Raw genomic sequence first — 15,755 nt, 5'->3', positions numbered from 1 at the left:
TTAATTCAATGTAGATGATGTGGCAACAGCGCTTTCGGCTCGTGCAAGTAGCCTAGCGTCACTTCGTGTTTGTGCCGCTTGCCAATTTAGCCTAGCGAACTTCAGGGCTATAGCAGGTTTATAGTCAATATCCAAAAAGTAACTAGCCACTTGCGCTGCATGAGACACATCTTCTCGCCAAGTACGTAAGGCCATTCTATCAGCTAATTGCTTTTGAATTTCAGTACCATGAAGACTTATTTGTCTTTCTGCTTTTGCCCAGCGAAGCAGTAAGCCATCATCAATGCTATTGCCAGCATTATTACCGCTATCGTTAGAAGTAAGGCTAAAAGTACGTTTAGAGGTAGAGTTTGAAGCTGATTGCATTGCCTTGAATCTATCGATGATACGTTGAGGTTGTGCGAGTTTTAGCTGCGCATCAGACCACAACAATAATGCACTTACTGGTAGCTTTTGAGCGCTTAGCTTGTCTAGATGTGAAATAGTCGCCTCTGGCTTGTCTAGGCTATAAGCCATGGCTGCCAAGGTTTCGTAGTACCACAACCTTTCGCTATCGCTTACTTCCTCTGCATGCGCTTTGTCAGCAAATCCTTCAAGGCTTAGTAATTTCTCATAAGTGGCAGTACTGGTATTGAGTGTGAATTCGGCGTTCAACATACACGTAAAGGCTAATAAGTAGCTAGTTTTGCCTACTAGTTGCTGGCAATGTGTTTTGGCTGCTGCAGGGTTGCCTTGTTGAATATTAATGTCAGCGAGTAGCAATAAAGCCGCTGCATTATTGGTTGTATCTATAGTATTTAAAATAGCCGCAGCTTGGCTAAATTGGTGAGTGCCTTGTAGCACTTTGGCTTCTAGCACCATTAATTCTGTTAGCGCTGTTGCCGATAGGGTATCTTTTTTTTGCTTTTGATAATGAATAAAGTGGGTAACTTGTTGTCTTTCATTGCCCGTAGCATCGGGATAGCGGCTTTCATTAAGCAATTTTTTAGCTTGGGATAAGGTCATCTCTGTTTCGGATTTTGCACTCCAAGTCGCAATTACCGTATCGCTTGAATATTCAGTGCTGCTTGCGGAAAATGCTGAAATGTTTAGCAGAGTTAACGTGCTTAATGCCAAAAAACGACTGACTAATTTCTTCATAACTTAACCTACTGTGGTTATTTTTCGCTAATAAGCAAACGTAAGAAAAAGCGCCTTCCCTAGCGCTACGGCTATTTACTGCTGAGGTAGTAAGTCATCAAAACTGCTTTCTTCAGCATCCTGAGTGAATGCTCTTCCATTAATAGGAAGGGGCTCATCAGTCTCTTCTTGATTAAATGCTTCTCGTGTATAGCTTGAAAACGAGACTTGTTGCGCATCTATAGTAATAGTGACTTCACCTGTGTCAGCATCAGCTACGCCGTCAGATACACTGAAAACAAAAGAATCAGTTCCGGTAAACTGCGCATTAGGCGTATAGGTAAAATCACCGTCTGCTGTTACCGTTGTGGTTCCGTTTTCGCTGTCTGTGGCCAGCGTATAGGTTAACGGGTCGCCATTAGCATCACTTGCACTGAGCATTTCGGTAAACGCAATATCTGCCTGGGTAGTGAACATGGCATCTTCAGCTACTGGTGCCACGTTTACTTCTGGCTTATCATCGTCATTATCAAAGCATCCAGTGAGCGCGCTTACTGCGCCCACTAACACTATGCCTCTTAAAAGAGCGTTGTTCATAATCATCACTCCTTATTCAGAACCTGCAATAGGTGTTTTAAGGTAAGGGAATGACGCATCGGTCATACTGGCATCAACTGGCGCACCATCAGTGAATGGAACATTACCTACGCTCGCATCTTCTTCTGCGCATAAGCCAAGGTTAGTTTCTTCACCGTTCACTGGAATGGGATAACACAAGCGACCCATTACAACGCGAAGGGCAATATCTACTACATCATCGCCTGGTCTTCTTCCATTCGGAAAACCAGCTAAATCGTCGCCTGCTACACCGAATGCAGATTGATCAGCTGCAGGTGTTGCTGGAATGCCTGTATTTAAGCGAAGCATTTCAGACGCCGTTACCGTGGCTTGCTGGTTAACGCCAGGGAAACCGGTTAAGAACGCAGCAACTAAATCGTTTCTAGGGAAGTTAGTAGGTGCAAGGGTTTCAATTGATGTACCTAACGTTGTGTTTACTGCATCCTTAAACAAGATGTTTAGTAATTCTGGTAGTGCAGGGTGAGTAACATAATCAGCGAACTGGCCGTCATCACTTGGGTGGGCACTAGAGAAGGTATCTTTATCACCAATCCCGATAACAAGCTCGTTAACTAAAGGGCTGCCTAAGCGAGATACTTGGGTCATCGCGCCGCCATTAACTTCTGGCGATGCAAAGGTTGCATCTGGGTTCAAAATACGGGCTTGCGGAAGGCTTGCTGTTGTCCAGCTTCCTACTACGCCGTTACCGTCGCCCGTAACACACGTTGATGGCACTTCTACAGAAATCGAAGTCACATTTTTATCTGCCAAGTCATCATTGTCATCACTTTGCGTAATGCCCCCTGGGAAGCCGCCGCCATCACCAGCGCCAGGGGCACTGTCGCCTTCAACGGGTACATAATTCACCAAGTCGAAGGTTTTACCTAGGTTTACCACAAACGGGTCTTTACGTTGGCCTACAAATACCTTTGCCATGTCATCACAGCCAGGTATCGAGAATGAATAAATAAAACTTTCGGCATAGCGGGCGTATTCTGCTTCGCTGGTGAAGGTTTTATTACCAATGTAATCAAGCGGTTTGGTAAACATATCACCTGCACTTGGCGTTAGCGTAGTACGCTCACCGCTTTGCATGTCGCCCGATACCATAGTTAAGCTATACATTTCTGAGAAGTTAGCGGCACTTTGATCGTCTGCGCTAACAGGGCCGATGTTCTTTAATGGCACTTTGACCATTTTTTCTTCGCCAGCTGCGCCAATAGGCAATGCAATGCCTTCATTTTCAGCGGCAAGCATAGATTGAAACTCAAAAACGAAACTAATGTCTTCAACTGCATCGCCATCGCTGTCGATATGAATAGTATATTGCGCGCTGGGATCCATGGCGAAATAGTTAGGACCGCCGTAGGCATCTTGCAGTGGAATGTAATTTGCGATGAAAGTAACGTAGCCCTCACGTCCTTCTTCGTAGCTGTTAAATGCGTAAAAATCGGTACTGTCTAAAGCAGGGTGACGAGTAATGTTTGGTGCTTCTCGGTGACTTGAAGCAACTGCGCTTGCGGCAATAAGTGCGCAAGATACAGCAACTACTGAACGTTTAATCGAAATCATATTATGTCTCTTAGTGAGTGAGTTCATAAAGCCAAACGATTCGGATGGGAAGTTGGATGCAATATAATTTACTTTTATTTAAAACCTTTTTATCAATCATAAAAAAGCCGACTTGAACGTCGGCTTTTGTAAGTGTTTTTTAGAACGTCTTCGCTATTAAACGGAAACCAACGGCGCTATATATAGTACTTCAGTAGGTGCGCCAGTTTTAGAGCCTCCAGGAGCTTCTAAACTTACGGCAAGGGCAGCAATGCTTCCATTTAGCAATATGGCATTGGTAGCAAAGTGCTCGAAGCCCGACTCGGGTAGTAGGCCCAAAGAAATAGGCGCTTCACCATTTTCAGGTACCATCCATAATTCGTAATCTTTATCGGTAATGGGGGCTAAAGCGTTGGTTACTTTAACATCCATGGTAGATTCGGAGATTTCTATCACCCACAAAGGTGCGTTATCTGCATTATTTACAACAGCAACATGTGAAACTTCTTCCTCTGGAACAGGCATCATTACTACGAGAAGTACCGCAAATATCATGGCAGCCGCGGTAGACAGTAAAGAGAGATAACGCCATCTAGCCTGCTTTGCTTGTTCAAATTCAAGTACGTTAGATGCTGGTTTGGTTGAATTGCCGTGATCAAGACGGCGCTGAATTTGTTCCCACACAGCATGGGGAGGCTCTACAGGAGTAATGCCGTCTGAGAAGCCCACTAAGTACTCTTCCCACTTCGCTGTGGTTTCACCTACAATTTGGTACTGCATCAATAACTTTTGATAGCGCAGACGTGCTTTGCCACGCAAGGTACCCACCACATATTCGGCCGCGAGTGCGTTTAACCGTTCTTCTTTCAAATAATTCATAATGACAAACACCTTTGTAAGCTTTGAAGTCCACGTCTAATCCAGCTTTTAATAGTGCCCAGAGGCGACGACAAATGGTTCACAACTTCTTGATGGGAAAGTCCGTTTACATAAGCTAGCTGTATTGCTTGGCGTTGGGGGTGGTCCAATTCATCCAAGCATTCCGCTAATTTATCTTGCTCGGTATTCATCCGAACGGTGTCAGAAGACTCATCTAATTGAGGCGCTTCGCTATCCAATTCAACTTCGTTTCGCACATTGTGATAACGCATTAAATCTAATGCGCGGTAGCGCGCAATACTTACCATCCAAGTCAGCACAGTACCTTTACCTCGTTGGTAACTGCCTGCGTTATGCCATATCTTGATAAAAGCATCTTGGGTGGCTTCATCGGCTAGTTCCGGCCGCTTTAAAAGCTTTAACACAACAGCATATAGTTGAGGGCTGGTTAATTTATATAGCTCAGCAAACGCGGCTTTATTGCCATTCGCTGTTTCACACAGTAGGGGAAACAAGGTTTCATGTTCCATAAAGTATCCTTCTTTACCGAGCCATACATGGCATTTAGAAATTAAATGGCCTTAAGCATCGGAACTCTGATCAGGGTATAGACACAAGAATTTTTCGATCGATTATTTGTGTTTACATGTTATTAAACGTTTACCACCTGTGATTAGATGCAAAAAGTACAAATATTATTTGTCCGCTTCACCCTACAGCTGTTTCTAATCGATTAGGGTTTAGCAACACACGTTACTAAGTATTAAAACTAGCCCTGTTTCACTATCGGTTATTTATGCCTTGTCGGTGTTGTGGCACACTAGCGCGGTATTGAACTGTATCGGAAGTATTTTGAACAAAAGTAACAACAAAGCGTCACGAGCTGCACGCAACGCGAAAAAAGCGAATAAGCGTGAAAAACTCATCAAAAATGAAGCTGCCGAGTTAACCTCTGCCTCTGAACGTGCAGGATTTATTCGCCGTTTAGCTGCCATGATTTACGATACATTGGTTGCCGTAGCGGTGGGGATGTGTGCAGCCATGGTAGTAATAGTGACGCTTATTGTGTTGCTTTCAAATGGTGTATTGGATTTGCAAGGCTATGAGCAACCGGCTGAATTAATTCAGGCATCTACGGGGTATAAGTTACTTATTCAAGTATGGGTTGGATTGTGGGTAGTTGGTTTCTTTTTATGGTTTTGGAAGCGAGGTGGGCAAACCTTGGGCATGCGTGCGTGGCGACTGCGTATTTTCAGCACCGTAGATGCGCCTATGACGTGGCCACGATTACTCATTCGCCTAGTGGCATCATTAGGGGGCTTAGGCACTTTATTGGTACTGTTTGATTTTAAGCACAAGCAGTCTTTGCAAGATAGAATGGCGCAAACTCAAGTGCTTAAATTGACGAAAGAAAGTAACGATCACAAAAGCTGGTAAGCAAAAAACACTGGATACAAAAAAGGGAAGCAGAGCTTCCCTTTTTTGTATCCAATATTGAACGGTAGAACCTAGTGTGCCTCGTGATTCAACCAAACGCTTAATATAGCGACTTAAACTAAACAGCTTAAATAGGGCTACTGAAATTAGACTACTTTCGCAGCATGATGGCGGCGATGGCCGCAAATAATAAGCTGGGAAGCAAAGCGCCTAAAAATGGCGGAATTTGATATACCAAACTAAGCGGGCCAAACACTTCATTTAAGATAAAGAAGCCAAAGCCCGTTAGTACACCCATGATCACCCGGGCACCCATGGTAACGCTGCGTAATGGACCAAAGATAAACGACAAGGCCATTAACAGCATTACCCCAACCGACACAGGCTGTAATATTTTACGCCACAGTGCCAACTCATAACGAGATGGATCTTGTCCGTTATTGGCTAAATAGCCCACGTAATCTAGCAAACCAGAAATAGATAGAGCTTCAGGTTTTACCGCAACAATACCCAACTTATCTGGCGTTAACGTCGAGTTCCATTGCATGCTTTTTTCATTATCTAACGTTACCGCAGTTTCACTAAAACGGGTAACGTCTACATCGTTCAAGCGCCACTCACTGCCATCGAAATTACCCGATTTAGCATAGGTAATACTTTCAAGTGAAAGGTCATCGTTAAAATCAAAAATGTTGATATCTTTTAAAGAATCACGGCTTAAAACTTCGCCAATACTCACGAAGTGCTCGCCGTCTTTTGCCCACACCAATTGCTCAGAAGAGAACAAGCTTCCGCCTGAAATGGCCTCGGTACGAATTTCTTTGGCCTTAGATTCACTGAACGGTGTTACCCATTCGCCCACCGCCATCACGAGTAAAATCATAATAGTGGCAGACTTCATGGTAGAGACAATAATGTTCCATCTACTCATGCCCGCTGCTTGCATAACAACAAGCTCGCTGTTGCTGGCAAGTACACCCATACCAATTAATCCACCCAGCAGGGTTGCCATGGGGAAAAACTGTTCTAAATCTCTTGGTAAGCTAAGCACCACATAAAGGAATGCCACCATCATGTCGTAGTCGCCTTCGCCCACTTTACGCAGTTGCTCTACAAATTTAATCAGTGCGCTTAAGCCAATAAGAACCGATAAAGTAACCGTTACTGTACCTAACAGCGTGCGAGCAATATATAAATCGAGGATTTTAAACATCTACTTTTTCCCCAATATCCAGGCCCTAAATTGGGTGCCTGTTTTTCTGTCTCGCACAATGAGCGCAACCCCAATAAACAGCATGATGGTATGCACCCACCACAGCCCAAGTTGAGGTGGTATTTTGCCGTCCTCTAGTACCCGTCTACTGGCGAGTAACAACAAGAAGTAGCCAAGATAGAGCAGTATAGCCGGGAACATTTTTCCAAATCGGCCTTGGCGAGGGTCTACGGCGCTCAAAGGCACCGCAATTAGAATTAAGAAGGGAAGTGAAAGTGGAATCGCGATACGCCATTGCAACTCTGCACGGGCTTCTATCGATTCATCACCCCATAATTCGGTAGTAGGCAATACGCTTACCTTGCGCCTTGCTTCCTCTGCCGGTTTATCAGCTATTTGAATTTGGTATTCATCGAACTCTACCTTTCGGTAGCTTTTTTGCGACTGTTGACCTTCGTACTGCACCCCTTGTTTTAGCACTAAGTTACGTGTGCCGTCTGGGTTGCTGGCCACTTGGCCTGTCTGCGCATAGACCACTTGAACCTGATTTTCACCATTCTCAGTTTTATTTTGCGATAAAAACACGCGGCGTAATTGGTCGTCAGTATCAATGTCGTGAACAAAAATAACGGCTTTTGCATTGCCGGTTTGTTGGAAACGACCAGGGATAATGGCAGAAAGACCCGCCTCATTACGGGCTTTTTCCCTAAGTTGGTATTCGTTTTCAGCCGCCATAGGGGCAAAGTAGAGGGTAATAGCCCCCGTTACTATCATAATGAGTACAGATAAGAATAACATCACCCGGGTGATGTACCACTCACTGATACCGCATGCGCGCATGACGGTCATTTCACTGTCTACATACAGCCGCCCATGGGCAAGCATAATGCCTAAATAAGCACTGATAGGCAGCACGAGTGATGCGAGAATAGGAGCGTAGAGCCCAAGAAAGCCAAGTACTAGTCCTGCTGGTATATCGCCGTCTGAGGCATCGCCAAGCACACGTACAAATCTAAGGGTGACAAATATCGCCATTAGAATGAAAAATATGGCTAACTGAGACTTAAGGGTTTCCTTAAGCAAATAGCGGAATATCAACATCTCAGTCCTACCGGAAACTTTGGAATTTTAGTGAAAGAAACCACAATTTTGAGTAAACTTACCGTTTTTACAAGTTTTGCCTGCAATCATAAAATTTATTGCATGGTATGGCGAAGCAAAATTGACATAATTTACGGTCAACATTGCGTCATTCGCAGCTAGCATGCAAGTATGGCTGCGTATTAAAACATAAAGCAGCGCGAAACGTTATGTGAATTTAGTCAGCATGCAAATCTTAAACGACGAAAAACGAGGTGATATCGTGGAGTTTAGTGTAAAAAGTGGCAGTCCGGAAAAACAACGCAGTGCCTGTATTGTTGTCGGGGTCTTCGAGCCGCGCCGCCTTACCGCGGTGGCTGAACAACTAGACGAAATCAGTGAAGGCTATATTAGCAACTTATTACGACGCGGCGACCTAGAAGGTAAAGCTGGGCAAATGCTATTGCTGCACCATGTACCGAATGTACTGAGTGAGCGCGTATTATTAGTGGGCTGCGGAAAAGAGCGCGAACTTGATGAGCGCCAATACAAGCAAATTATTGCCAAAACCATTACTACCCTAAACGAAACGGGCTCGATGGAAGCGGTGTGTTTCTTAACGGAATTACACGTTAAAGGTCGCGACACTTATTGGAAAGTGCGTCAGGCCGTAGAAGCGACCGAAGACTCTTTATATACCTTCTTGCAACTTAAGACCAAGAAAGGTGAGCCACGTCGTCCGTTACGTAAAATTGTATTTAACGTACCTACACGCCGCGAATTAACCGTAGGCGAGCGTGCAGTAGAGCATGGACTTGCTATTTCTCGCGGTGCCAAGGTAACGAAAGATGTGGCCAACATGCCGCCGAATATCTGTAACCCTGCTTATCTTTGGGAGCAAGCTCAGTCATTGGCCAGCCAGTACGAAAGCATAAGTGCTGAAGTTGTGGATGAAACCCAAATGGCTGAATTAGGCATGCAAGCTTATTTAGCTGTGGGTCGTGGTTCTGCAAACGAAAGCATGATGAGTATTATGCATCACCGCGGCGGTCCAGCCGATCAAGCGCCAATTGTATTGGTGGGTAAAGGCCTTACCTTCGACTCAGGTGGTATTTCGATTAAACCTGGCGAAGCCATGGATGAAATGAAATACGACATGGGCGGTGCAGCTGGTGTACTTGGTACTATGCATACTATTGCCGCGCTAAACTTGCCTATTAACATTATTGGTGTGCTAGCAGGCTGTGAAAACATGCCTGATGGTACCGCTTATCGCCCCGGCGATATTTTAACCACCATGTCAGGGCAAACTGTTGAAGTATTAAATACCGATGCAGAAGGGCGCTTGGTACTGTGTGATGCGCTAACTTACGTTGAACGTTACGAGCCAGAGTTAGTGATTGATGTGGCTACCCTAACCGGTGCTGTCATTATTGCGCTCGGTCATCATGCTACTGGCCTAATGAGTACACATAACCCGCTAGCTCACGAATTGCTAAATGCCTCTGAGCAAAGTTCAGACAGAGCATGGCGTTTACCCGTGTGGGATGATTACCAAGAACAGCTTGAAAGCCCGTTTGCTGATATGACTAACTTAGGTGGTCGTCCGGCAGGCAGTATTACTGCGGCGTGTTTCTTGTCTCGTTTCACTAAGAAATACAACTGGGCACACTTAGATATTGCTGGTACTGCATGGCGCAGTGGCAAGAACAAAGGTGCAACAGGGCGACCTGTTCCTATGTTATCGCAGTTCTTAATGAACCGCGCTGGCACCAAGCTAGAGGACTAACGCACGATGCCTCAAGTCGTGTTTTATCAACTGAGCGCAGGCGACACTAGTGTGGCGTCTCGTGCGAGCGAACTTATTGCAGATGCTTTTGCGAATAAGCAAAAGATAAGCGTGTTATGCGATACGCAAAAGCAAGCCGAAGAAGTTGATGAATTTTTATGGCAACTGCCAGCCAATCGCTTTGTTCCCCACAACCTATATGGTGAAGGGCCACAAAGCGGCACGCCGGTGGAAATTTGTTGGCAACCCGAGCAGGTTGCCCGCCGTCAAATGGTGGTTAACGTTGGTTCGGGCATGGTGCCTTCGCCAAATCAACATCGCCAAATTATCGATTTTGTTCCCGTAGATGACGAAGCCAAACAGGCTGCACGGGTGCGATATAAGAACTACCAGCAAGCCGGATGTAATATGCAGTTTAAGAAAACTGCGTAGTGATCACATCAGAATCGGGCTTCACAACGAGAGTAAGTAATGGATAAAACCTTCGAACCACAGTCCATTGAGCAGCAATGCTATGAAAAATGGGAAAATTCGGGCCTTTTTAAAGCATCGGGCAGCGGCGATCCGTATTGTATTTTGCTTCCACCGCCAAATGTTACCGGTAGCCTTCACATGGGGCACGGTTTTCAACAAACCATTATGGATGCCTTAACCCGCTATCGTCGTATGAAGGGTGACAACACCCTATGGCAAGTGGGTACCGACCACGCGGGTATTGCTACCCAAATGGTAGTAGAACGTCAATTAAATGCAGAAGGTAAAACCCGTCATGACTTAGGTCGTGAAGACTTCATCAAAAAAGTCTGGGAATGGAAAGAGCACAGTGGCGGAACCATTACCGGGCAAATGCGCCGCTTAGGAACATCACCTGATTGGTCTCGTGAAGTGTTTACCATGGACGACAAGTTGTCTGATGCGGTAACCGAGACTTTCGTGAAGCTTCACGAAGAAGGCCTAATTTATCGCGGTAAGCGTTTGGTTAACTGGGATCCAGTACTGCACACCGCAGTATCAGATTTAGAAGTACTGAACGAAGAAGAAGATGGCCACATGTGGCACATGCGCTACCCACTTGCTGATGGCAGCGGTGAGTTAGTCGTAGCTACTACACGTCCAGAAACTATGCTAGGTGATACCGCCGTTGCGGTACACCCTGATGACGAACGTTATCAAGCTTACATTGGTAAAGACATTAAACTGCCTATTACTGGCCGTTTAATTCCTGTTATTGCCGATGACTATGTAGATCAAGAGTTCGGTACAGGCTGCGTTAAGATTACGCCAGCTCACGACTTTAACGATTACGATATGGGTAAGCGCCACAGCCTACCCATGATCAATATCTTAACTGACGATGCGAAAATTAACGATGAGTCGCCAGAAGCTTATCGCGGCTTAGACCGTTTCGACGCTCGTAAGCAAATTGTGGCCGACTTAGACGCCCAAGGCGCATTGGTTAAAATTGAACCACATAAGCTTAAAGTACCTCGCGGCGACAGAACCGGCGCGGTCATTGAACCTTACCTTACTGACCAATGGTATGTTGCGGTTGAGTCACTGGCTAAGCCTGCTATTGAAGCGGTTGAAAGCGGCGAGATTCGTTTTGTGCCAGAAAACTGGAACAAAACCTATTACCAGTGGATGCACAACATCCAAGATTGGTGTATTTCGCGTCAGTTGTGGTGGGGACACCGCATTCCTGCATGGTATGACGACAGCGGAAATATTTACGTGGGTCGTACTGAAGCAGAAGTCCGCGCTAAAAACAGCTTGGGCGACAACATTGCGCTTCGCCAAGATGACGATGTACTTGATACGTGGTTCTCATCTGCATTATGGCCGTTCGCGACCATGGGCTGGCCAGAAAAAACGCCTGAGCTTGAAACCTTCTTGCCTTCATCGGTATTGGTAACTGGCTTCGATATCATTTTCTTCTGGGTTGCCAGAATGATCATGATGACGAAGAAGTTCACAGGCCAAATTCCGTTTAAAGATATTTATATTACTGGTCTTATCCGAGATGAGAACGGCGATAAAATGTCTAAGTCGAAAGGGAACGTACTTGACCCAATCGACCTTATTGACGGTATTGACCTTGAAACGCTAGTGAAAAAACGCACCTCAGGGATGATGCAGCCAAAGCTAGCTGAAAAGATTGAGAAACGTACTCGTAAGCAATTCCCGGATGGTATTCATGCTTACGGTACAGATGCACTTCGTTTTACTTTTGCTGCCATGGCGTCAACCAGCCGTGATATCAACTTTGATATGGCGCGAGTTGAAGGCTACCGTAACTTCTGTAACAAGATTTGGAATGCATCACGTTTTGTACTGATGAATGCTGAAGAGCACGATACAGGCCGTGAAGGCGGCGAAATGGTATTAAGTATTGCCGATCGCTGGATTTGGGCTAAGTTCCAACAAACCCTTGTTGAGTTTGAAAAAGCGTTAGAAGACTACCGTTTCGACATTGCTGCGCATATTGTTTACGAGTTTACCTGGAACCAGTTCTGCGATTGGTACTTAGAACTGACTAAACCTGTGCTTAGCAATGAAGCCAGCAGTGAAGCTGAGAAGCGTGGTACACGTCATACGTTAATTAACGTACTAGAAAACTTACTACGTTTGTTGCACCCATTAATGCCGTTTATTACCGATACTATTTGGCAGCGCGTTGTGCCATTGAGCGCTCTACAGGTTGAAGAAAATGCCAGTATTATGGTGCAAGCATTCCCTGTACAAGATGCTGCTAAGCAAGATGAGCAAGTGCTTGCCGATATTGAGTGGGTGAAGAAATTCATCGTGGGTATTCGTAATATTCGCGGCGAAATGGATATATCTCCAAACAAACCGCTCAATGCCTTACTTAAAAATGTAAGTGCGGAAGATAGCCGCCGTTTAGAGGCTGCGAAGGCCTTCTTAGATAAGTTATCTAAGCTGGAAACAGTAACCATTCTTAAAGACGGTGAAGAAGCGCCTGCGAGTGCTACAGCGCTAGTAGGTGAAATGGAAATTCTTATTCCAATGGCTGGTCTTATCGACAAAGATGCCGAGCTTGCTCGTATCACTAAGGCTATGGATAAAGTGGATAAAGACGTTTCACGTACACGCGGAAAGCTAGGTAACGATAAGTTTGTAAGCAACGCCCCAGACGCCGTGATTGAGAAAGAACGCGCTAAGCTGGAAGAAGGTGAAAAGCAGCTTGAGAAGTTAAAAGCTCAATACGAAACTATTGCGGCGTTATAAGTTTGTTGTAGCAGGGTTTTGACTGGTTTGTAGCCGCCTTGAAAGAGCTACTTTATAAGTCAGAGCTAACAAGCGAATTGAAAAAGGGTTGTCGAAAGACAACTCTTTTTTTTGCTAAAAATCGTGCATTGGTGGCACAGGAATAAAGCGCTGCGCTTTTTAATGGTTCATGTAACGCTTTAACATATCCACCAAGGCTCTGCGTTTAATTGGCTTAGTGAGATAGTCGTTCATGCCTACATCGATAGCGCTCTGTTTGTCTTCTTTCATAGCATTAGCCGAGAGCCCGATAATGGGAAGGGTAGTAAAGCCCGCTTTTCTTAAGGCTTTTGTTGCCTCATAACCATCCATTACGGGCATTTGTACATCCATTAATACTAAATCATAGTGAGGGGCATTTTCTATTTTGCGCACCGCCTGATTACCATCTTCCGCGATATCAAACGTAATCCCTAGGGTTTTAAGCATTTCACCGGTAACAATCTGATTTATGTTGTTATCTTCAACCAATAATACATGCCCTTCTAAGCTAATATCTTCAATGATATCCGCCTTTTTAGTCATGGTTTTTCGTGTTTCATTACTGACTAACATAGACATGAAATGTTCAAATTGTGCAGGCGTAAAGGGGTGCATAATAAGAGGGCCTTTCCACAGGCTGTTGTACTTATCTTGCAGCGCACTCCCTACGGTATCCATGATCAAACCAACATGTGTTCCTTGCTCTGCCAGTTCGTGTAACCAGCGAATATTGTCTTTAAATACACTAAAGCTGGGAATATCAACAATAAGGTGTTTAGGCAGAGAGTCGAGGGTTTGGGCGGCGTTAATGTCCATAATACTGGTTTGGCTAATCTGTATTACCGACTGATAGGCATCTGGCAGAAGAGGCGAAGAGGTTAAGTACACACTGGATGTGGGCAACTGAGGCGTAAGGTCAAAAATACCAGGCTGATTCTTAAATACACGAAGGGGCAAGGATATTGTAAAGGTACTGCCTTTTCCTTCTACTGAAGTAGCTGATAGTGAGCCACCCATCAAGTCGGTGAGTTGTTTTACAATGGTTAAACCCAAGCCGGTTCCACCGTACTTGCGGTTGGTCGCGTCATCCGCTTGAGTAAAGGGGTTAAAAATACGAGCAAGTTGCCGCTCACTCATTCCAATACCCGAATCTTCAATATTCATTGTTAGGGAGAGCAAATTACCTTTATCGTTAATACTGCCATCAAACCGAATGCAAATTTGCCCTTGTTCGGTAAACTTCACCGCATTGCTTCCAATATTCATGATGATTTGCGCAATACGTAGCGGATCGCCAATAACTTGAGGCGGTATGGATGGTGACACGATAAAGCGAACAACTAAGTTTTTCTCTTTGGCTTTAAGCGCAATAACAGCAATGAGATTGTCGAACAAAGAATGAAGGGAAAAACTGACTTCTTCAATTTTAAGTTTGCCGGCTTCAATTTTTGAGAAATCTAAAATATCATTGATAACACTCATTAAAATCTGGCTTGAATAGGCCGCTTTATCAAGATAACCGCTGACAATATCAGGCACTGGGTGTTGCTGAGCGAGTTCTATCAAGCCAATAATTCCATTCATGGGCGTACGAATTTCATGGCTCATATTGGCTAAGAAAATACTCTTCGAAGCTGTCGCTCGCTCGGCTTTTATTTTACTTTCAGTCAGTTCTGAGTTTAAAGATTCCAATCTGCCATTCAGACCACGGGCTTCTAATAATAAGCTTTCTGTTTGCTTGTTTTTATCACTAAATACATGGGCGGCTCGAGCAAGGTTTCCGATTTCATCGTTGCGGCTGTTGCCTGGAATACTCGAAATGTTTTGGCCTTCAGATAATCGATTGAATACGTGGGTTATGGTACGAATAGGGCCTAAAATACGATAGGCGGTAAATATGGCGGCGATGACCGCAAGTAGAATGGCGACCAGTGAAAATATCTCACCATTACGTTGTGTTTCTTGCGCTACCAAATAGGTGTTGTGAGTAATAGATTCGGTTTTCGATGTTACTTGATTAGCAAGTTCGCCGCTTAAATATAAAAACTCATTCGCTGAACCGGCCATAACCACATTAACCAAAAACAAATTCCCTTGGGTAATTTGTGTTAGCTTAAATAGGTCAGCTTCGGCCTTTTCAAGTAACTCATTCACTTGGCTATGAAGTGCTTGGTTGTCTATCGTAATTTCTTTGACTGCACTAATGGCTTCATTAAATTGCGTGATTAAGGCCATATCAGGCTTCATCAAATAACGCAGGATTGCATTTTCCGCTTTAGCAATGTGGAAGTTAAGTTTATCAATGGTACTTTGAGGAAGCGCGAAGTCTTCATTGGCAGTATCAAATAGCCGCTTAATCGCCAGTAAATCTGACAATGATCCATCAATGATTAAGTCGTCTTTTCTAGAGCGTGCATCAATAACTTGGCGAAAATTTTCTTGGTAGGCACTAAGGTGCTTATGCATACGAGACAGCACATAGGTATCGTCAATCTCACCACTTTGGGTAACAGGATCGGCAAGCTCATCTAGCCTTTTATTGATAGAGAGCATCAACCTTTCAAAACGTGTTACCGCAGATTGGCTCGCATTTTCTTTGTAGATGAGCACATTCCGCTGTAGGTCGATAACATCTCTTTCGAGTTCTTTTACTATTCCCACATCAACCACAGCACGACTCGATGCCGCCATGCCGCTGCTTAATACAGATTGGTTTTCTCTAGCAATATACCCTTGTACTAAGAGCAGGGCGACTAAAGCAATTAATACGAGAATAAGTTGCGTTCGAATCGATGACAGCAT

Annotated in this window: 12 protein-coding genes; 4 read left to right on the top strand and 8 right to left on the bottom strand. The window is 44.6% G+C overall.

Annotation, left to right across the window (positions count from 1 at the left end; all coding sequences use genetic code 11):
• The 5 genes from AVL57_RS15985 to AVL57_RS15965 form a co-directional block, all read right to left on the bottom strand.
• Entirely contained in the window at positions 1-1,140 is a 1,140-nt protein-coding gene (locus AVL57_RS15985) for a hypothetical protein (protein ID WP_057789663.1), read from the bottom strand.
• A 75-nt stretch (positions 1,141-1,215) separates the two neighbouring features.
• Positions 1,216-1,716: an Ig-like domain-containing protein gene (locus AVL57_RS15980; RefSeq protein WP_057789665.1), complete on the bottom strand. Its 501-nt coding sequence runs from the start codon at positions 1,714-1,716 to the stop codon at positions 1,216-1,218.
• 12 nt (positions 1,717-1,728) lie between these two features.
• Entirely contained in the window at positions 1,729-3,309 is a 1,581-nt protein-coding gene (locus tag AVL57_RS15975; protein WP_057789667.1) for a DUF4331 domain-containing protein, read from the bottom strand.
• 156 nt (positions 3,310-3,465) lie between these two features.
• A complete protein-coding gene (locus AVL57_RS15970; protein WP_057789669.1) occupies positions 3,466-4,167 on the bottom strand; it encodes an anti-sigma factor in 702 nt (233 codons plus the stop codon).
• Positions 4,164-4,697 (bottom strand): sigma-70 family RNA polymerase sigma factor, encoded by a 534-nt coding sequence (locus AVL57_RS15965; protein ID WP_057789671.1) that lies wholly within the window; start codon positions 4,695-4,697, stop codon positions 4,164-4,166. The genes AVL57_RS15970 and AVL57_RS15965 overlap by 4 nt, the downstream gene beginning before the upstream one ends.
• Before the next feature lie 463 nt (positions 4,698-5,160).
• Here AVL57_RS15965 and AVL57_RS15960 point away from each other — a divergent pair, with 463 nt between their 5' ends.
• The gene (locus AVL57_RS15960; RefSeq protein ID WP_057795925.1) at positions 5,161-5,604 is read left to right on the top strand and encodes an RDD family protein; all 444 of its coding nucleotides are present in this window, start codon (positions 5,161-5,163) and stop codon (positions 5,602-5,604) included.
• A 151-nt stretch (positions 5,605-5,755) separates the two neighbouring features.
• Here AVL57_RS15960 and lptG read toward each other — a convergent pair whose 3' ends face one another.
• Both lptG and lptF read right to left on the bottom strand, forming a co-directional pair.
• Positions 5,756-6,817 (bottom strand): LPS export ABC transporter permease LptG, encoded by a 1,062-nt coding sequence (gene lptG, locus AVL57_RS15955; RefSeq protein ID WP_057789673.1) that lies wholly within the window; start codon positions 6,815-6,817, stop codon positions 5,756-5,758.
• A complete protein-coding gene (gene lptF, locus AVL57_RS15950; protein ID WP_057789675.1) occupies positions 6,818-7,918 on the bottom strand; it encodes an LPS export ABC transporter permease LptF in 1,101 nt (366 codons plus the stop codon).
• A gap of 262 nt (positions 7,919-8,180) precedes the next feature.
• Between lptF and pepA the strand changes: the two genes are divergently transcribed.
• From pepA to AVL57_RS15935, 3 genes are read left to right on the top strand one after another with little or no spacing between them, the layout of a single operon-like run.
• Complete coding sequence (gene pepA, locus AVL57_RS15945) at positions 8,181-9,686, top strand: leucyl aminopeptidase (RefSeq protein ID WP_057795927.1); 1,506 nt, start codon at positions 8,181-8,183, stop codon at positions 9,684-9,686.
• A gap of 6 nt (positions 9,687-9,692) precedes the next feature.
• Complete coding sequence (locus AVL57_RS15940) at positions 9,693-10,118, top strand: DNA polymerase III subunit chi (protein WP_013782780.1); 426 nt, start codon at positions 9,693-9,695, stop codon at positions 10,116-10,118.
• Positions 10,119-10,157: 39 nt separating this feature from the next.
• A complete protein-coding gene (locus tag AVL57_RS15935; protein WP_057789678.1) occupies positions 10,158-12,932 on the top strand; it encodes a valine--tRNA ligase in 2,775 nt (924 codons plus the stop codon).
• A 159-nt stretch (positions 12,933-13,091) separates the two neighbouring features.
• On the opposite strand, the gene AVL57_RS15930 is transcribed toward AVL57_RS15935, so the two are convergent.
• Positions 13,092-15,755, bottom strand: coding sequence for an ATP-binding protein (locus AVL57_RS15930; protein WP_057789680.1), 2,664 nt, complete (start codon positions 15,753-15,755; stop codon positions 13,092-13,094).

It is taken from the genome of Alteromonas stellipolaris (genome assembly GCF_001562115.1).
Classification (GTDB): Bacteria; Pseudomonadota; Gammaproteobacteria; order Enterobacterales; family Alteromonadaceae; genus Alteromonas; species Alteromonas stellipolaris.
Note: the sequence above shows the minus strand (reverse complement) of the source record. Positions and strands in the feature narration are given on the sequence as shown.